Origin of the sequence: Hyphomicrobium sp. MC8b, from assembly GCF_905067615.1 — a bacterium.
Lineage (GTDB): Bacteria > Pseudomonadota > Alphaproteobacteria > Rhizobiales > Hyphomicrobiaceae > Hyphomicrobium_B.
The window spans coordinates 2,247,473-2,264,189 of sequence record NZ_LR898465.1 but is presented as its reverse complement, the minus strand read 5'-3'; the positions used below and the strand labels follow the sequence as shown (position 1 = coordinate 2,264,189).

General features: G+C 59.7%; 19 protein-coding genes. 6 read left to right on the top strand and 13 right to left on the bottom strand.

The window, feature by feature from the left end; translation table 11 throughout:
• The first annotated feature begins 263 nt into the window (after positions 1-263).
• Positions 264-1,238 (top strand): arsenic resistance protein, encoded by a 975-nt coding sequence (locus tag ACLB1Z_RS10870; protein WP_409559879.1) that lies wholly within the window; start codon positions 264-266, stop codon positions 1,236-1,238.
• A gap of 28 nt (positions 1,239-1,266) precedes the next feature.
• Here ACLB1Z_RS10870 and ACLB1Z_RS10865 read toward each other — a convergent pair whose 3' ends face one another.
• Positions 1,267-1,815: a hypothetical protein gene (locus tag ACLB1Z_RS10865; RefSeq protein WP_409559878.1), complete on the bottom strand. Its 549-nt coding sequence runs from the start codon at positions 1,813-1,815 to the stop codon at positions 1,267-1,269.
• A gap of 127 nt (positions 1,816-1,942) precedes the next feature.
• On the bottom strand, positions 1,943-2,839 hold the full coding sequence (locus tag ACLB1Z_RS10860) for a LysR family transcriptional regulator (RefSeq protein ID WP_409559877.1): 897 nt from the start codon (positions 2,837-2,839) through the stop codon (positions 1,943-1,945).
• A 95-nt stretch (positions 2,840-2,934) separates the two neighbouring features.
• Here ACLB1Z_RS10860 and ACLB1Z_RS10855 point away from each other — a divergent pair, with 95 nt between their 5' ends.
• Positions 2,935-3,825 (top strand): aldo/keto reductase family oxidoreductase, encoded by an 891-nt coding sequence (locus ACLB1Z_RS10855; RefSeq protein ID WP_409559876.1) that lies wholly within the window; start codon positions 2,935-2,937, stop codon positions 3,823-3,825.
• Positions 3,826-4,051: 226 nt separating this feature from the next.
• On the opposite strand, the gene cysQ is transcribed toward ACLB1Z_RS10855, so the two are convergent.
• The 5 genes from cysQ to ACLB1Z_RS10830 all read right to left on the bottom strand — a co-directional run bounded on the left by cysQ (position 4,052) and on the right by ACLB1Z_RS10830 (position 9,761).
• The gene (gene cysQ / locus ACLB1Z_RS10850) at positions 4,052-4,876 is read right to left on the bottom strand and encodes a 3'(2'),5'-bisphosphate nucleotidase CysQ (RefSeq protein ID WP_409559875.1); all 825 of its coding nucleotides are present in this window, start codon (positions 4,874-4,876) and stop codon (positions 4,052-4,054) included.
• A gap of 11 nt (positions 4,877-4,887) precedes the next feature.
• A complete protein-coding gene (locus tag ACLB1Z_RS10845; protein ID WP_409559874.1) occupies positions 4,888-5,706 on the bottom strand; it encodes a hypothetical protein in 819 nt (272 codons plus the stop codon).
• Positions 5,707-5,915: 209 nt separating this feature from the next.
• A complete protein-coding gene (locus ACLB1Z_RS10840; protein ID WP_409559873.1) occupies positions 5,916-7,745 on the bottom strand; it encodes a diguanylate cyclase in 1,830 nt (609 codons plus the stop codon).
• A gap of 161 nt (positions 7,746-7,906) precedes the next feature.
• Positions 7,907-8,407, bottom strand: coding sequence for a DUF1772 domain-containing protein (locus ACLB1Z_RS10835; protein WP_409559872.1), 501 nt, complete (start codon positions 8,405-8,407; stop codon positions 7,907-7,909).
• 151 nt (positions 8,408-8,558) lie between these two features.
• Entirely contained in the window at positions 8,559-9,761 is a 1,203-nt protein-coding gene (locus tag ACLB1Z_RS10830) for a YbfB/YjiJ family MFS transporter (protein WP_409559871.1), read from the bottom strand.
• Between the two features lie 490 nt (positions 9,762-10,251).
• On the opposite strand from ACLB1Z_RS10830, the gene ACLB1Z_RS10825 reads away from it, so the two are divergent.
• The 3 genes from ACLB1Z_RS10825 to cysC all read left to right on the top strand — a co-directional run bounded on the left by ACLB1Z_RS10825 (position 10,252) and on the right by cysC (position 12,095).
• Positions 10,252-10,698: a DUF1810 domain-containing protein gene (locus tag ACLB1Z_RS10825; RefSeq protein ID WP_409559870.1), complete on the top strand. Its 447-nt coding sequence runs from the start codon at positions 10,252-10,254 to the stop codon at positions 10,696-10,698.
• Between the two features lie 205 nt (positions 10,699-10,903).
• A complete protein-coding gene (locus ACLB1Z_RS10820; RefSeq protein WP_409559869.1) occupies positions 10,904-11,242 on the top strand; it encodes a hypothetical protein in 339 nt (112 codons plus the stop codon).
• Between the two features lie 211 nt (positions 11,243-11,453).
• Positions 11,454-12,095, top strand: a complete 642-nt coding sequence (cysC, locus tag ACLB1Z_RS10815) for an adenylyl-sulfate kinase (protein ID WP_409559868.1) — start codon at positions 11,454-11,456, stop codon at positions 12,093-12,095.
• Between the two features lie 60 nt (positions 12,096-12,155).
• Here cysC and ACLB1Z_RS10810 read toward each other — a convergent pair whose 3' ends face one another.
• The 3 genes from ACLB1Z_RS10810 to ACLB1Z_RS10800 all read right to left on the bottom strand — a co-directional run bounded on the left by ACLB1Z_RS10810 (position 12,156) and on the right by ACLB1Z_RS10800 (position 14,076).
• Complete coding sequence (locus ACLB1Z_RS10810) at positions 12,156-12,701, bottom strand: peroxiredoxin (protein WP_029670964.1); 546 nt, start codon at positions 12,699-12,701, stop codon at positions 12,156-12,158.
• A gap of 132 nt (positions 12,702-12,833) precedes the next feature.
• The gene (locus ACLB1Z_RS10805) at positions 12,834-13,709 is read right to left on the bottom strand and encodes a ParA family protein (RefSeq protein WP_409559867.1); all 876 of its coding nucleotides are present in this window, start codon (positions 13,707-13,709) and stop codon (positions 12,834-12,836) included.
• 175 nt (positions 13,710-13,884) lie between these two features.
• Complete coding sequence (locus ACLB1Z_RS10800; RefSeq protein WP_409559866.1) at positions 13,885-14,076, bottom strand: hypothetical protein; 192 nt, start codon at positions 14,074-14,076, stop codon at positions 13,885-13,887.
• 213 nt (positions 14,077-14,289) lie between these two features.
• Here ACLB1Z_RS10800 and ACLB1Z_RS10795 point away from each other — a divergent pair, with 213 nt between their 5' ends.
• Positions 14,290-14,718: a hypothetical protein gene (locus ACLB1Z_RS10795; protein ID WP_409559865.1), complete on the top strand. Its 429-nt coding sequence runs from the start codon at positions 14,290-14,292 to the stop codon at positions 14,716-14,718.
• Positions 14,719-14,729: 11 nt separating this feature from the next.
• Here the strand turns inward: ACLB1Z_RS10795 and ACLB1Z_RS10790 are convergent, their stop codons facing one another.
• The 3 genes from ACLB1Z_RS10790 to ACLB1Z_RS10780 all read right to left on the bottom strand — a co-directional run bounded on the left by ACLB1Z_RS10790 (position 14,730) and on the right by ACLB1Z_RS10780 (position 16,657).
• Complete coding sequence (locus ACLB1Z_RS10790) at positions 14,730-15,722, bottom strand: SDR family oxidoreductase (RefSeq protein WP_409559864.1); 993 nt, start codon at positions 15,720-15,722, stop codon at positions 14,730-14,732.
• A 20-nt stretch (positions 15,723-15,742) separates the two neighbouring features.
• Positions 15,743-16,234, bottom strand: coding sequence for a hypothetical protein (locus ACLB1Z_RS10785; protein WP_409559863.1), 492 nt, complete (start codon positions 16,232-16,234; stop codon positions 15,743-15,745).
• 108 nt (positions 16,235-16,342) lie between these two features.
• A complete protein-coding gene (locus ACLB1Z_RS10780; protein ID WP_409559862.1) occupies positions 16,343-16,657 on the bottom strand; it encodes a hypothetical protein in 315 nt (104 codons plus the stop codon).
• Between the last annotated feature and the right edge of the window lie 60 nt (positions 16,658-16,717).

Below are 16,717 nucleotides of genomic sequence, written 5' to 3'. Positions count from 1 at the left end.
GCGCTGACATCTAACCCGTTCCGGGCGAGTGCGCTTTCCTAGAGACCGCACCGACGCGGCCACCTCCAAGACGTTATCGATAAACGCTCTTCCCCTAAACGCTTAAAACTGCGTTTTTTCCGAAGCATGAGTGTCGCCCCCGCAGCTCCGTCTTTTGGGGCGATCGACCACGTTCTTTGATCGTATGACGCGTGGCAATGTGGGCACGATCGAACTTGCGAACGGGGTTCATTCGAGCCTGAAGCGAAGTGGGGGAAATAGTTTTGGCTGAACTCCGCGAGATCCTGGAAAGCCGGCAGGTCTCGATCTATTTCGCCGCCGTCGCGTTGGCCGCAGTGCTCGCTCTAACCGTCGGCGGGACGGATGTTCTGGAAGACAGCATCAATCCCGCACTCGCGGCGATGCTGTTCCTCACCTTCCTACAGGTCCCGTTGGCCGATCTTGGCCTGGCCTTCGCGCACGGCCGGTTTCTTGCCGCGCTACTCCTCACGAATTTCGTCGCGATGCCGCTGCTCGTCGCGCTTCTCGTACAGATCCTTCCCGATGATCCGATGATTAGGCTCGGAGCACTGCTGGTACTGCTCAGTCCCTGCATCGACTACGTCGTCACGTTCTCGCACCTCGGCCGCGCCGACGCCCGTCTGCTGCTCTCCGCCACTCCCGTCCTGCTCATCGTGCAGATGCTGCTGCTGCCGATCTACCTCCAGTTATTTCTCGGAGCGCGCGTGGCAGACCTCGTCCATGCCGGACCGTTCGTACACGCCTTCATCTGGCTTATCGCCATTCCGCTGGCGTTTGCGGCTCTCCTCCAGTACTGGGCCGCCCGCAACGCTGCCGCCGCGCGCCTGTCCTCTATCTTCGGACTTCTGCCGATTCCGGCCACCGCCATCGTTCTCTTTATTGTCGTCGCGGCGGTCATACCCCAGCTCGCGCCTGCCATCGGCAAAGCTCTGAGCGTCGTCCCGATCTATATCGCCTTCGCGATCCTCGCCCCACTCATCGGATGGCGCATTGCACGCTTATTTCAGCTTCAGGCACCGGCAGGACGCGCCGTCGCATTCAGCGCCGCGACGCGGAATTCGCTCGTCATCCTTCCGCTCGGACTTGCTATTCCCGGCGCGGTGCCGGTCCTTCCGGCGATCATCGTGACCCAGACTCTGATCGAACTTTTGAGCGAACTCGTCTACGTCCGCCTCATGCCAAAGCTGACTACCAATCGCGAGACGGAAACGGTCTGACCGGCCACCGCAATATCAGCTTTGCAAGCTAAAAGGCTGCCAGCCGTTTCGTCGGGCGCTGGCCGATGTCATCCGCCCGTCGCTTCAGCCACGTTCCGCCCTTCTGGTCGGCTTCGGCCACACAGTCGTCGACCCACGCCACCAAATTCGACGATTGCTGACGCAGACTTTCGAGCTTCAGGATACGCCGCACCTCCATCAGTCGCCCCGGTTGATGCGGAAAAACCGGCCTATCGTCGCGATCGACGTTCCAGTGGCACAGGATCATAAGATCGCCGTCGCCCGCTGCCGCTTCCTTCACGACGTCCGCAAGAATATCGTCAACGGGCAGAACTTCCGCGAAGCCGCCGCCAACCCCAATGAAGAGCAGGATCTGCGCCAGGTTCTGCGGACGGCGCAGCGCGTTACGCAGAATGACGTGCCGGTGCATTTGCCGAAGCGCCGTCCTGAATTCGCCGTCGAAAATCTGTAGCAGCGCCGTGCCGCGATCAGGCTCCGTGCTTCGCCATAGCGTTTGGCCCGGATCGTATTCGAGGTCGACAAGTTGTGGGTCGGAAACGGGTGAGCGGAAAGGCATGGCGGGGCTCCGGATGCGCTCGCAAACGCACGGCAATGATTGCCGGCGTAAGGTATTTCGAAATCCCGCGAAATGATCTGTAATACCAAAACTGGGTCGAAAGAATGACCGAGCCGAGCATTTGCAGCTAATTGGCTTTGATGAAATCGACGAACGCCCGCAATGGCGCGGGCACCAGCCGCCTCCCTGGATAATACAGAAACGGCCCCGAAAACGCTTGCCACCACGGTTCGAGGATGGGCTCCAGCGCGCCGCTGTCGAGATACGGCCGCAGCCAATCTTCGAACAGATAGATGACGCCCGAACCAGCTACGGCGACGTCCACCGCCAAGTCGACCATGCCGCCCGCCTGCACGATCATAGGTCCGGTTGTGTCAACGCTCACGATCTCGCCGTCGCGCTCGTATTCCCACGGCGGCATGGAGCCACTCGCGAACCGCCCTCGCAGACACGCATGATTGAGCAGGTCCCGCGGATGTGAAGGTCTGCCGTGGCGATCGAGATACGCAGGCGATGCAGCCGTCGCGAAACGCTGCACGCGAGGGCCGATCGGCACGGCGATCATGTCCTGCTCCAGCCGTTCGTCATAGCGAATACCGGCGTCGCATCCCGCTCGCACCACGTCGACGAAGGTGTCTTCGGCAATGATTTCGAATTTGATTTCGGGATAGGCCGACAGAAAAGGCGGAATGATCGTCGGCAGCACGAGCCGCGCCGCGCTGACCGGCACGTTGAGACGCAGCGTGCCCGCAGGCCGGTCGCGGAAAACATTGACGACATCGAGCGCGGCTTCGACCTCATTGAGAGCAGGCGTAAGCCGTTCCAACAAGCTGCGGCCGGCATCCGTCGGCACCACGCTCCGGGTTGTCCGGTTGAGAAGCCGGACACCAAGCTGCGCTTCCAGCCGACGTACCGCGTCGCTCAGGCCAGAAGGGCTCGCACCGCTCGCCCGAGCGCCATCCCGGAAGCCACCGGCCCGCGCCACAGCAACGAACGCGTTCAAATCACCAAGGTCAACGGCCATTGTTCGAAAATCCGCACAGCTTGTCCGGATTGTGGTCGATTATCGCATGCTAAACAACCGCTATATCTCCGCGCAGCACGAATAAGGAGACGCCCATGACCACCCTCGACGCTTCCGACACCTTCAAACTCGGCGACCGCACCGTCACGCGCCTCGGCTACGGTGCCATGCAGCTGGCCGGACCCGGCGTTTTCGGTCCGCCAAAAGACCGTGCCCAAGCCATCGCCGTTTTGCGCGAGGCCGTTGCGTCCGGCGTGAACCACATCGACACCAGCGATTTTTACGGCCCGCACGTCGTCAATGAACTGATCCGCGAAGCGCTGCACCCGTACCCGGACGACATGGTGATCGTGACGAAAGTTGCCGCCCGCCGCGGTGACGATGCCTCGTGGATTCCGGCGCTCTCACCAAAAGAGCTGACCCAAGCCGTGCACGACAATCTGCGCAATCTGGGCGTCGATGTGCTTGATGTCATCAACTTCCGCAGCATGCTCGACGTGCATGGGCCAGCAGAGGGCTCGATTGAAGAGCAAGTCTCTACGCTTGCCGACCTTCAGCGAAAGGGACTGATCCGCCACATTGGCCTCAGCAATGTCACGCGCAAGCAAATCGAAGACAGTCGCAAGATCTGTGACATCGTCTGCGTCCAGAACCTTTACAATCTTGCGCACCGTGACGACGACGCCCTGATCGACCAACTCAGCGCTGAAGGCGTGGCCTATGTGCCCTTTTTTCCGCTCGGTGGCTTCACGCCGTTGCAGTCGTCGGAATTGTCGGCAGTTGCCGCCCGTCTGGGCGCAACGCCTATGCAGGTCGCACTCGCATGGCTGCTCCGGCGGGCATCGAATATCCTGCTGATCCCCGGTACGTCATCGCTGGCGCACCTTCGCGAAAATCTGGCGGCAGCAGAGTTGCAATTGCCGGACGATGCGATGGGCGAATTGGATCGTATTTCTGCAAACACTGCTCCGGCAAACGGGCATTAGGTCGAACGTTGAAGGGACGGGGGAACGAATTCTCGGCCGGACGCCTTTATCCGATATGGAAAACGGCAACGATCCCCCGACCATCCCTTTCCCGACGCAAGAGCCCGGTGAGTTACCGCCGCTGCCACCTGAGCCGAACAAGCCGCCTGAGCCGTCTCCAATTCCGATTGACGATCCGGCCGAGCCGATGCCTCATCCGCCGGGGAGGTGAGCGCTCGGGGCGATGCTACGCGTCGATCACACCGCCGCAATTCTGCAGTAGCGCCCGCAGGGTGTCCGCATCGCCGCCGTACGAGATGAAATGCGGATTGTCGTAAGAACCGTCCGCCGCGCATGGCACGCCGTATTCGAGTTCCCTGCCGTCCGACGTCAGCGTGCAGCCACCGGCGCCGCGCAACACCGCGTCACCTGCCGCCGTGTCCCACTGCATCGTCCGACCGAAACGCGGATAGATATGAGCGTCCGCCATCGCCACGAGACAGAACTTCAAAGACGAGCCAACCGAGACCTTGCGATCGACCGGGAGCTTCTGCAGAAAATCTTCCGTTTCCAGATTTCCGTGCGAAGCACTCGCGACGGCGGTCAGGCGGCCATCTCCGCATGATGCGCGAATTTGCGAGCGCTCACCAATCGAAGCATCTTGCAAAATTGCGGACCGGTAAGATGCCAAGCCGTCACTGCTAAACAACTCGCCCCGCGCCGGCGCGAAGACGACGCCGAGTTTCGGCTTTCGGTTTTCGACGAGGCAGATGTTGACCGTGTAATCCGGCCTGCCGCGAATGAATTCTTTTGTCCCATCGAGCGGATCGACAAAAAACAGCGCGCGACTTGTTGAATGGTCTGCAACGCAAGAAGCGGCAGATTCTTCCGCGATGATCGGAATCTCCGGCGCGATCCTCTGCAGCGCGCGCACGATCAGATCTTCAGCCGCCTGATCGGCATCCGTCACCGGACTGCCGTCGGACTTGGTCATAACGTTCGCACCACCTTGCCGAATTTGGGCAATGAGTGTGCCGGCCTCGATGGCAATGCGTTCGAGCGTATCAAGCATTTCTTCTTCTCTTACCCGAACAAACGGGCAAGGCGCCGCTCGCATTGATAGCGGGGTCTCAGAAACTCCGAGCGCCTGAATTGACTTTGCAGATCGGGAGCAACTCTGACGTCTTCTTTCAGCACCCACCGTCGCCACAGATAACGATCAAGCTGTGTACGCGATTTCAGCTCGGCGCGTTCGGCGTCCGACAGATCGCCATGGCGCACCATCGTCCAACCGGCCTTTGCTTTTCCATCTTCGGTCGTGTTTTGCCGTTTAGCCACCGGCGAGATACCGAGTTCGGCCGAGATTTTGCGAACCAAGTCGTCTGCCTCGCTGATCGGAGCAATATGATCGACAGACGCCAGCGCGTCGTCGAGGAGACGCATCTTCTGCTGATCCGACAGTCGCACCAGATCCAGCCACGGAAGTTCGAGCCAGCGGTCCAAGAGGAAATGCGAAATGAAATTCTGGCGCGTTGCCCGCAAAAACAGCGAGAACCCATAGGGCCGCAGTCCCTGCTGGATGTACCGTATCATGCGATAATTGTAGTAGGACAGCATCAGGCTTTCCGGCTCGCGAAGAATGATCGAGCGAACGATTTTGCGGTCCTTGAACTGCTCCTCGATCGAGCGGCCGATGAAATGCCCGGATAAGGCTTTGATCTGGTCGAGCGGCGCCGGCGGCTTGTCGTTGTATTTTCGACCGAACCAACCGAGCGGAAATTGCCGCGTCCGCTTCGGCGCAAACCACACGCCCGAATGGCCCAGCTCGTATGCCAAATGCTTTTCAACCGTCGTGCCTGCGCATTTCGGCACGTGAATATGGATGAGCAACGGCTCCGGCATGCCAGACTTCCCCCCGTAACAGCTCGACGTCGGATAGACTGAGCAGCTTAGATCACCTTATCGGCAAGTCACACCGAGAGAGCTACCCTAAAAGTCATAATGGACAACTTTTTGGTCGCGGGGGGATCGCGGCTTCGCGCAGCACGAAGCCCGTATAACGTACTGTTTTTTCGTATTTATTCCTGAAAGGAGGATCGCATTAGCGCCGATTAGGCTTGGTCGGCTAGGCTCTCCTGGAAGACCGAGCGATTACGACCCGCCGCTTTCGCCTGATAGAGCGCCTTGTCGGCAACGAGAAGCAGCGACGCCAAATCGTCGTCCAGCGCCGATCGCGTCGTCGCTCCCACACTAACTGTCACGGCAACGCTGAGACCGTTCTCCATTGCGATCGGCCTCGCCTCGAGCGCTCGGCAAATTCTGTCTGCTACGGCCCTCGCCTCACGCGCCCCGCAACCGCTGAGCAGAATGGCAAATTCCTCGCCACCCAATCGGCCGACGAGATCCTGTTTCTTGACGCAGGCCTTGATCCGCTTTGCCGCGACGGCCAGCACATGGTCGCCACACGGATGGCCATACTCGTCGTTAATCGACTTGAAGTGATCGAGATCCATCATCAGCAGGCTGACGGGTGCGGCGTGTGCTGAGGCCTGCGCTATCGCGGCAGAGGCGCTATTGATGAAAGCTCGCCGGGTCAACAGCTCGGTAAGCTGATCCTCCGTCGCCATGCGCTCCAGCTCTTTTGTGAGCCGGGCGCGTTCGTCCGCCGCGAGGTACGAGTCATGGATGTCGGTGCTCGTGCCGAACCATCGCGTAATGTTTCCCTCGTCGTCGCGTATCGGCAAGGCCATGACGCGAAGCCAGCGATACTCTCCGGAATGATGACGGAACCGATAGTCGACATCGTAAGGCGTACCGGTCGCAACCGCATCCCTCCATGCCTTGCGGACCATATCCCAATGCGGCGGATAGACCAGCATCTTCCAGGTATCTTCGCTGATTTCATGCGAGAGTATCCCTGTGAATTCGCTCCAGCGCGCCGAGAAATAATCGTACTGGCCCTGCGCATCGCAGCTCCATACGATTTGCGGCAACGCTTCCGTTAATGTTTCAAATTGAAAGCGGCTCTGCGCTAACGCCGACGCCGTTTCCATCTGATCGGTCACATCGACGACGACGCCCGACATGCGCACGAGGTCGCCGCGCTCGTCGTAGACAGGCTTTGCCGACGTAATGACCCAGCGCAGCGCTCCGCCCTGCGGGAGGACGCGATATTTGCAGCGATAAGACGTTCGCGTCTCGATGGCAGTACGCAGCGTCTCTTCTACGCGCGCACGATCGGCGGCATGGATCGCGCGTATAAAATGCCCATCGTCAACACCGCGCACACAGCCTGCTGCCGACAATCCATACATCCGCGCCACGTTGGCGTCGGCCGTGCTGATGTTCGTTTTGACGTCGAAGTCCCAGACGCCGACCATTCCGGATGATTCAAGCGCAAGCTTCAGCCGCTGCTCCGACTCCCGAAGGTTGCGCGCGCACTGAACATGGCTTGTAACCTCCGACGCGATTGCAAGCACACCCAGCACCTGTCCCTGCGCATCGGCGACCGGCGTGAAATGCAGATTGAACCAGCGCGTCGCCCATTGGCCGTTGCGCACGAGACGCATCGGCTGATCATGGAAGCTGCAGCTTTCGCCGGTGAACACGCGCGATAGAACATCGGCGTAGAATTTCGCCCCTTCCCCGACAACCTCTTCGACCGACCGGCCGAGGAAATCACCGCGTGTAAATTCACTGAATAGCACGGTCGCCGCCGCATTCGGCACGAGGTGACCTTCCCGTCCGACCATCAATGCCATGGGTACGGACGCGTGCGCCACAAGCCGCGCGGCCATGCTCAATGCCGCGGGCCAGTCCTGAAACGGCGGCAGCCCTGACGACGGCCAATCGAAATGCGAAATCTCGGCGAGGCCACCGTTGTCGGCGCGTCGTGACAGGAGAAAATCGATACTGCGCGCCGGAATATCGCTATCGCGCATCAAATCAGTGACCCACCGCGTCACGATTGAAAAATTGATACAGCATTCGCGAAAGTTACCCTAAGCCACCGGAATTGAGAAAACGTTAGAATATCGCCGATAGTTCTCGGCTAATCCGTAGTCGGAATATTGTGAAAATAACGCTTAAAAAGCCGACGGTATCAGAGCGAACGCGCATTCAAAGCCATTAAGGCGAAAATGAACAGCGTGCTCGCTGCAATCGAGGCAGCGGTGCGGACGTGATTCCATATCGTCCAATCGGACACGTACCGCTTCCAAACGCCCCCTGACGATGCCGTCATCGGATCTGCTGTAGCCAAAGCGTCGTTTAACGGCACATTGAAGACAATTGTAACAATGAACATGCCGACGACATAGATCACGCCGCCGGCGAACATCGGAGCGGCGCCCTCGTTTCCCCAATGCCATAACGCCAGAACTGCCAACGCCAAACTGGCGACCGAAGTGCCGAAGAACAGCGGCATGAACAGCGATTTTAAAATGTCTGTGTTGATGGCATTCATCGCAGCAATCGCCGCCGCTTGGTCGATCCGGCCTAACGCCACCATGATGAATGCTGAAAACGCGAAGTAAACGCCGCCCATCACGGCGCACCCGACGGCGGAAAACCAGAGCAGCGCTGTCACGATCGTATGCATCATTGCAACTCCCGACAGCCGGACATGTCCGCGAGGGGAAGCTAAGCGTCCCGATGGTTTTCCCAAAGCAGTTATTGGCAGGCAAACGTAGTCGAATATGAACGGGAGTATTTTTCGGCCAACGTCTTGCGGGCGATACGCGAGCCCTTGCAGCCTAGCGCATTGCTTTTTCCCGGAAAGTCCCGCCGACGTCGATGACGAGCGCCAGTGACATCGCAATCATGCCGATAACAAACAGAATGTGATAATCGCCGCCGCTATGTGCGAAGATGAATGAAAATCCGTAAGCGGCTGCAGCCTGGCACAGTGCAAACGCCACGGTCGCAACACTCCAGGCCGCCTTCTGCTCGGCCGGATGATGCGGCAGAAGCTCGTGAATGCGCCCGAGAACCAGCGGCACGGTTCCGGTCACGAACGCACCAATGATGACGCTCGACAGAAACAGCCAGGGCGTGCTGGTCACGTCGAACACGAGCAAACCGATTGCGAAGATCTGCAAGCTGAACGCCAAGCGCAACGCCGATCTAAATCCGATACGGTCCGCGATGTGCCCGGCCAGAATAGGACCGGCCGTCGCGCTCAGGCCGAAGGCGACCCAGAACTCCGCACCGACTTTCACACCTTGCCCTAACCCGCGCGCCACGAAATCGACGAGAAAAATCATGTGCGGCACCCACCCGCCCGCATTGAGCCCATACTCGACATAAAGCGCGCGGAGTGCACCCAGGCGCGGCGGATGGACGTGGCCCGACGGGGCCGTCAGCACATGACCCGGTCCGTCCGGCCAGCCGCGCCAGGCAATAGCCGTCAGCACCAACGACAGTATTCCAAGGCCGATCCATGCGGCCTGCACGCCGAACTGCAACAGGAAAGGAATGACCGTTCCCGACGCCGCAATGCCAGCACCGATCCCCATGAAGATCAGCCCGCCCGCCAATCCGCGCCGCGCAGGCGGAACGTGCGCAAGCACCATCGGAGCGGCGAGAACCATCATCGCTCCGCCCGCAAAGCCCGCAGCAAAACGCCATACGAAAAACCAGAGAAAGCCTTGCGGCGACGCGCACGCGAAAAAGGCAGCCGTTGCCAGGACCATCATGGCGCGCAACACCGCGACGCCCGAAAGGCGTGCGGAAATGGGCCTCCCGAGCACAGCGCCTGCGAGATATCCCGCGAGATTGGCCGCGCCGAGATAGGCGGCATCCGCCGGCGCAAACCAGTGCGCATCGACGAGGGCGGGCAGCAGCGGCGTATAGGCGAAGCGCGCGAGCCCGATGCCGATGAGGCCGGTGCAAAATGCACAGATGATGGCTCTGGCAATTCTGGGAGAAGAAGCCTGCAAGACATCAGTGCGCGCCATACCGGTATCCCTTTTTGTTCGCGCGCGACCATACGCAAGCACGGGACATCCACAATAGGCGCTCCGCGATGGCACCTTTGCTCTCGGGCCCCTTGACGAAGAACCCCAAAATTCTAGCGAAACCTCACACCGATCTGCAGGCGACAGATTCATCGAGCGCCCCAGCCTTCACCTGAAACTTCCTTTGGAAAGAAGGCCGGGAAATATTTGTGCGGATACGGAGCACCACCTATAAGAGCGGGGCTTTAATGACTTTTCAGCATTCCATTTTCCGGAGCAGACGATGACCAATGAAAAGCCGATGATCTCGCAACTGCGAACAACAGGCTTCGCCTTCTAAGCGCAGTGCTGACGCCTATTTTCACGTTCGCTTTCAGCTTCTCTTTTGTCGATCTGACACTTCCGGACCGTCCGCTGCTGCCGCCTCAGGATTGTCGTAACGACGCTAAATCCTGTGCGCACGGCGTCGACCGGCTTCTGCGGTGAGAACATGCAAGACCTTCACGATCCATTCGACCTCGAACGCTTCGTCAGTGCTCAGGCGCACACCTATGAGCGCGTCGTCAGCGAACTGACGGCCGGCAAGAAGCAATCCCATTGGATGTGGTACACGTTTCCGCAGATGCGCGGATTAGGCTCCAGCGCCATGTCGGAGAAGTATGGCATCGGCAGTTACGAAGAAGCACTCGCCTATGTCTGCCACCCGATGCTCGGTCCGCGCCTCGCACAAATGACGGCGCTGATCCTCGAACACCGATACGATTCGCTCCTCCAGATTCTCGGCAATCCGGACAATCTGAAATTCCATTCCTCGATGACACTCTTCGCCGCCGTCACTGGGCACGAAAGCATTTACGCGCGAGCACTATTCACGTTTTGCAATGGGCCCGACCCAAAGACGATGGAGCTCCTTGCAAAATCGCGCAAGCTCGACTGACAGGCTGCGTACGGACGCATAATCCGCGGAAGATTTCCGCACGCGGCCTGCACACACAAGCCGGAAAAAAGATTTTTCGCCGTCTTAACTGTTCGTTACACGCCGTCCCCGAAAATGCTCACGACTATCGCGATTCCAAGTTGTACGGCCGCGCGCTTCGTTGAAGCAGCGAACAGCGCTCGCGCCATTCCGACCAAAGATCGTAGTGAGCCACATTCGGACCGAGCGCTTGCAAGCCATGAAAATTCTGCCGACCCTCGCGGCCGCCTTCATCTTTTTTATGCCCGCACTGGCGTGCGCTGCAGACTTCGGCGGCGAGGAAGCCCCGCCGGAAGAAGCTTTCGTTACGCCAATTCCGCCGCCGGTCCTGCTCGCCCGCCCCTATAATTACGTTTACGAGGAAAGCGGCATCTACTACGCGCCGCCGTACCCGATGCCCTACTTCGGACTGTTCCCTCAGTGGGGACCGCAGGTCGCGTTCATGCCGCAGCCGTATTGGCAGCCTCCCCCGCGGCCGCCGCATCCGCCACGCCGCCGCTGGTAGAGCGAGACGCGCCAAAGTCTGTCAGATGGTCGCCGTCGGTATCTCCGGGCGCGATTTTTGTTGCCTCCCCGCACCGCTTCGACGACCTTATTCCTGAGCAAGATATAGATGTGCAAAAAAGCCTATATCTTTCGGCATAGCGGGCCAATGACGATTATCTTGGAGGCGTGCGGTCGCCCAGAAACCTGGGCCGTGACCTCCGGGGGGAGCCATGAGAAAAATCGGCATGGAAAGTTTGCGCGGAGATCGCGCTTTGAACCTGCTTTGGCAGGATACAGCCATCTGCAAAGACGATCGGGCCGACGCCAAGGGGCAGAAAGCCTGTTGCCTGTGGTTCACCGGGCTCTCCGGCGCAGGCAAAACGACGATTGCCAATCTTCTCGACCAGACCTTGCATGCCTCCGGCCAGCACACGTTCGTGCTTGACGGCGACCGCTGCCGTACCGGCCTCTGCAGCGACCTCGACTTCACCGAAGCGGGACGCGCCGAAAACGTCCGCCGCATCGCCGAAGTCGCCAAGTTGATGGTCGATGCCGGACTGATCGTCATTGTGTCGCTGATCTCGCCGCTCCTTTCTCACCGGGAAACGGCACGAAAGATCTTCGATAACGGCGAATTCCTTGAGGTCTTCGTCAACACGCCCCTCACCGTCTGCGAGCAGCGGGACGCCAAGGGGCTCTATAAGAAGGCGCGACAGGGCCTCATTCCGCAGTTCACTGGCGTCTCAGCACCTTACGAGCCGCCGCTGAATGCCGAGATCGAGCTGAACGGCCGCGCGCATCCCGAGGAACTCGTGGTCGCGATCCGTTCCAAGCTCGAAGAATTGGGCGCCCTGGAAGGCCCTTACGGCTGACCGCCGCCCGGCAGCCAGCCCCTCCCGAAGCACCTTCTGCGTCGCCGAGTGCGATCGCGTTTAGCTGTGGTGCTTCGTCTTCCAGGCTTTGACCGCCGCCAGCGTATTCTTCACGTGCTCCGACGGATCGAGCGCGGTGTACTCGTAGGAAATCCGCCCGTCCGGCGTCACCACATAGGATGTGCGGCTGGCATAGGGCATGAAGCCCATCATCACCGAGTCGTAAGCGGTCATGATCCGCTGGCCACTGTCGGCCGCCACCGGAAATTTGCTGCGGCACTCCGACGTCGAAAACTTGTTGAGCGTCGCGATATCGTCGTTGCTGATCCCGATCACCGAAGCTCCCAGAGCATGGAACTGCCCCATCGCCTCAGCGAAATCGTGCGCCTCCTCGGTGCAGCCCGACGTGAAGGCCTTCGGATAGAAATAGACGACGACAGGCCCTTTCTTGAGCGCCTCGGGCAGGGAGAACGTGAATTGCTTGCCTCCGAGTGACGCCTGCGCCTTGAACATAGGCGCCTTGTCACCGGGTTTGAGCTGCGCCAGAGCCGGCGTCGTGACTGCCGCTAGCGAAATCAGCAGGTATCCCAGGAAACGGATCAGCATGATTGGTCCCCTCACTTATCAAAACCCAAAGCCGAAGGGCGATCCGACCTTGGCTCCAATAGCCGGACTTATAGCGCGCGCATCGGGCTCCGGCATCCCCAAATGGTCGCTGATCCACTCAGTATCCGACTATCAGCCATTTGCGCTCACGCGCTCGACAACCGCCTTCGTCAGCGCCACGACATCCGCCAATGCGTTGCCGTATTTCTGCCGCGCCGTCCGCAGGTTGCCCATCCCCGGATGCGCGGCAGCGTTCTGTAGAGCCGCCGTATAAGGCACCGGTCGGGAGATCGCGTTGAGATGTGCCAGCCCTTCTTTGATGTGCTGGAGCATCTCGCGTTGTAGAGAATTCGTCGCCTGATACTGCGTAATCAGCGGATGCACCACGACCTGCGCCGCAAGATCGAGATCGTCCGCGAGAATGAACTTCAGGAAGTCCGTCAGTGTCGAATAGGCATTCGTCTCAAGGCTCGTCGGCGCCAGGATATGATGCGCCAGCCGGATGCCCGCCAACGCGAGCGGTCCTGGCCCCGCGGGACAATCGACCAGAACGGCATCGTATTCGTCATCGAATTTATTCAGCTCTGCTCGCAGAGCCTTAGCAAGCTGCACATCGAGGCGGTCGCGCCGCCGTTTCCGGTGCGCAGAACGTTCGAAGTCGGCCATATCGCCCAGCAGCTCATGGTTCGACGGTACGATATCGATAAAACCTTTTTCCCGGTCCTGAAGCTCGATGAGATCGCTCGCCGCAACCCGATGCGAAGCAAGACGGATATCGCGTCCGCGCGCAAAGGCCTGAAGCATGGCGCCGAGGCCGATCCGCCTCTCGCGTAGTTCCTGCTCCGCGTCGATGCCGAGCAGCGCCTTTGTCGCCCCGGCCTGCGGATCCATGTCGAGCACGAGCACGCGAGCGCCGTAGGATAGCGCCAGCCCATCGGCCAGCATCATCGTCGTCAGCGTCTTGCCGACGCCGCCTTTCGGATTGGCGATCGCAATCGTAACGCTCATCGCCACACTCCCCGGCCCACCAGCCAGGACGTCAAAGTGTTGTATAGAAGCCCGACGAGACCACGCACGAGCATACCGGAACGCCCCCAGCTCCCCGGGACAGACACTACGTTCCACATCGAGCAAATGCCAGCGCGGCAATGCCACAACGTGCGGGCCGACAAGGTAAACGGGGTTATTTGCCGCCGACCGGACGGCGTGACGGGCCGTCGTCGTACCGCCACGGGCTATTTTTGCGCGCCCACTCTCTGGCGACTTCAGGATCGATCTTCGGCCGCTTGTTGATGACGGGTTTCGGAGCCGGACTAGGCGTTACCTCCGTATCCGGCTTGCGTTCGCGCCGATGGATCCATCCGAGCATGCTCATCAAAGATAGCCTTTACGATAACATTGCCAGTCGCCGTTCGGAGCGCGACGCCCCTTCGAGTGGCACCGCAGAATCAAATCGATCATAACAAACGGACACCGCGGGCGCGCATGTCATAAAACTGGAGGTTTGTTATCTGCGCGTCCCACTCACGGCATATTTCGCGCATCATTGCTGTCGTGCGAAACGATCCCGCTGCGAGATGCTATTGAGATGAGATTAAGATCGGCTGCCAGGTTTGCGATTGCAGGTGTCATCGCTGCCGTGCTGTCAGGATGGCTCAATCCGCCGACGGACGCCTGGGCCAAACACAAAAAGCCGAAAAGCCTTTCCACGGCCAACAGCGATCCCTGCGCCGAGCCGACAAAATTCGTCAACGACCAGCTCATAAAAATTCGCGCCTTACAGGCCTCGCAAGCCGCGCGACCGACCAACACCGTTTTCAGCTTGTTCAGCTCGAACGCGCACGTCGATCCCGACAGTTACGCGCAAATCGCTAATTTGCGTCGCGACGCCGATACCGTGAACGAGATGCTGCGTACCGGCGGCTGCAAACCGATCGATATCGATCTGGTGCTCAAAAACATGCCGGCCCCGGCGCCGACTCCGGCAACACCGAGCCATAAGAAACATCGGCAGTAAGCGCGATTGCGTTAAGCGCCATAACCGCCGATGACGGGAAGTATTTCGCCCGTGATGTAGCTTGAGCAGCAGGGCGCTGCCATGAATACGAACGCGGGCGCGATCTCTTCCGGTTGTGCCGCGCGTCCCATCGCCGCCGACGTTCCGAACTTGGCAACATCCTCGGCCGGACGATCGGCAGGGTTGAGCGGCGTCCACACCGGCCCCGGCGCGATGGCATTGACGCGAATGCCGCGCTCTATGAGTTGAGACGACAGCGAACGCGTAAACGCATGAATGCCGCCCTTGGTCATCGAATAATCCAGCAACTCTTTGCTGCCTTCGATGCCGGTCACCGATCCCGTCATGATGATCGCAGAACCAGAAGCCATATGTGGAACGGCAGCCCGCGCCATGTAGAAATAGCCGTAGAGATTTGTCTTCAGTGTCCGATCGAAATGCTCGTCGCTGAGGTCGAGAATATCCGACGTGTGCTCCTGGAAAGCCGCGTTGTTCACGAGCACGTCGAGCTTGCCGAGCGTCTTCACCGTTTGCGCGACGGCATCTTCGCAAAATTTGGAATCCGACACATCGCCTTCGATCAGTAGGCAGCGTCGTCCTTCCTTTTCGACGGCTTCCTTCGTATCGAGCGCATCGTTGCGCGATTCCAGGTAACAGATCGCGACGTCGGCGCCTTCGCGCGCAAATAACACCGCGACAGCCCGGCCGATGCCGGAATCACCGCCCGTGATTAACGCGACGCGATCCTTGAGCTTCGCCGAACCTTGATATCCCGGCGCATCATACATCGGCGCAAGTTGAAGCGCGGCTTCATCGCCGGACTTTTCCTGATGCTGCGCCGGAAAATGCGAAGGGTATTCGCGCGCCCCCGCCTGCATGACCGGCTTTGATTTTTGCTTTTTCTCCTGCCCGGCCTCCTTGGCATCCAGGAGATCGACCTCATCCTGAATGTCGCGGCCTTGTTGCGCCGTACGCTCAGGTTTTGACTTTGCTTGTGTTGCCATGATTATCCTTCGCAAATGGACTAGTGGCCGCCGCCCGACGAAGCTCCGCCTGCGCCGCCGCCCGCACCACCGGCGCTCCCACTTGCACCCGAGCCACTTGACGCACCCGTTCCCGGCGATGATCCGATGCCGGACGTCCCGGTGCTCGTGCCGCTGGTGGAAGGCGCCCCGCGCATGATCGTGTTGTAAGACGATCCAGACGGCCCCGGATGCAACGCGTCCGCATCAGGATTGCGCACCGAGGCGCTGGTGCCATCTTCAATCTGCAGTCGTTGCGGACTGGGCGCCGCCGGATCGAGCCGATGCCGTTCAACCGGTCCAGCCGCGCTGCCCGGCGCTTCCGTCGTCGGCTGCGAGCTTCCGCGGTTGGCAGGCATGTTCTGATCGCTGGCGTTCTGCTGCGTCACGCTTTGTTGGATGCGCATGCTTTCCGGCAGCGTGCTGTCCTGTGCCAACGCTGATGCAGCAGGAGCGGCGATCAGAGTTAGGGCTATCGCTGTTAAATGTTTCATGTCGCAGCTCTCCTTTGCGAGGCAAACGACCTGACAGCGCGACAGTTCCAACAAAGAAAAAGCCCCGACGCGGGGCTTTAACAAATGGCTTGCATGAAGACGTAGGCGTCAGCCTTTTTGCGGCCTCGCATCCGTCAATCGCTTCGCGCCACGATAGAGAAACCAGATTGCGAAGAACGGCGACAGCACTGTTAATATCGTGACGTCCCAGGTCAGGCAGATGGTACGCTTCACCGCCACGAAGAGTGGCGATTGCGGCTCTTCGAACTCGCCCGGAATATAGTTGCTCGCAACAGTCGGTTCCGAAATCTCGACCGGCACCGACCTGCGAACTGTTCGTGGCGTCCACGATTTACGCCGGAAATTCTCGATCCGTCGCGGGCGAGCAATCACCTGCTGAGCCAATACTCTCGATTGTCGCATTACTAACCCACCCTCTTACTCGCGGCAGAAACGCTCGCGAGGGGCAAAACGTTCCGACAT

Excerpts from the sequence above, each read along its gene's own strand:
- ACLB1Z_RS10865 (WP_409559878.1), bottom strand. The coding sequence starts at position 1,815 with ATGCCTTTCCGCTCACCCGTTTCCGACCCACAACTTGTCGACCTCGAA.
- ACLB1Z_RS10860 (WP_409559877.1), bottom strand. The coding sequence starts at position 2,839 with ATGGCCGTTGACCTTGGTGATTTGAACGCGTTCGTTGCTGTGGCGCGG.
- ACLB1Z_RS10855 (WP_409559876.1), top strand. The coding sequence starts at position 2,935 with ATGACCACCCTCGACGCTTCCGACACCTTCAAACTCGGCGACCGCACC.
- cysQ (WP_409559875.1), bottom strand. The coding sequence starts at position 4,876 with ATGCTTGATACGCTCGAACGCATTGCCATCGAGGCCGGCACACTCATT.
- ACLB1Z_RS10845 (WP_409559874.1), bottom strand. The coding sequence starts at position 5,706 with ATGCCGGAGCCGTTGCTCATCCATATTCACGTGCCGAAATGCGCAGGC.
- ACLB1Z_RS10840 (WP_409559873.1), bottom strand. The coding sequence starts at position 7,745 with ATGCGCGATAGCGATATTCCGGCGCGCAGTATCGATTTTCTCCTGTCA.
- ACLB1Z_RS10835 (WP_409559872.1), bottom strand. The coding sequence starts at position 8,407 with ATGATGCATACGATCGTGACAGCGCTGCTCTGGTTTTCCGCCGTCGGG.
- ACLB1Z_RS10830 (WP_409559871.1), bottom strand. The coding sequence starts at position 9,761 with ATGGCGCGCACTGATGTCTTGCAGGCTTCTTCTCCCAGAATTGCCAGA.
- ACLB1Z_RS10825 (WP_409559870.1), top strand. The coding sequence starts at position 10,252 with ATGCAAGACCTTCACGATCCATTCGACCTCGAACGCTTCGTCAGTGCT.
- cysC (WP_409559868.1), top strand. The coding sequence starts at position 11,454 with ATGAGAAAAATCGGCATGGAAAGTTTGCGCGGAGATCGCGCTTTGAAC.
- ACLB1Z_RS10810 (WP_029670964.1), bottom strand. The coding sequence starts at position 12,701 with ATGCTGATCCGTTTCCTGGGATACCTGCTGATTTCGCTAGCGGCAGTC.
- ACLB1Z_RS10805 (WP_409559867.1), bottom strand. The coding sequence starts at position 13,709 with ATGAGCGTTACGATTGCGATCGCCAATCCGAAAGGCGGCGTCGGCAAG.
- ACLB1Z_RS10800 (WP_409559866.1), bottom strand. The coding sequence starts at position 14,076 with ATGAGCATGCTCGGATGGATCCATCGGCGCGAACGCAAGCCGGATACG.
- ACLB1Z_RS10795 (WP_409559865.1), top strand. The coding sequence starts at position 14,290 with ATGAGATTAAGATCGGCTGCCAGGTTTGCGATTGCAGGTGTCATCGCT.
- ACLB1Z_RS10790 (WP_409559864.1), bottom strand. The coding sequence starts at position 15,722 with ATGGCAACACAAGCAAAGTCAAAACCTGAGCGTACGGCGCAACAAGGC.
- ACLB1Z_RS10785 (WP_409559863.1), bottom strand. The coding sequence starts at position 16,234 with ATGAAACATTTAACAGCGATAGCCCTAACTCTGATCGCCGCTCCTGCT.
- ACLB1Z_RS10780 (WP_409559862.1), bottom strand. The coding sequence starts at position 16,657 with ATGCGACAATCGAGAGTATTGGCTCAGCAGGTGATTGCTCGCCCGCGA.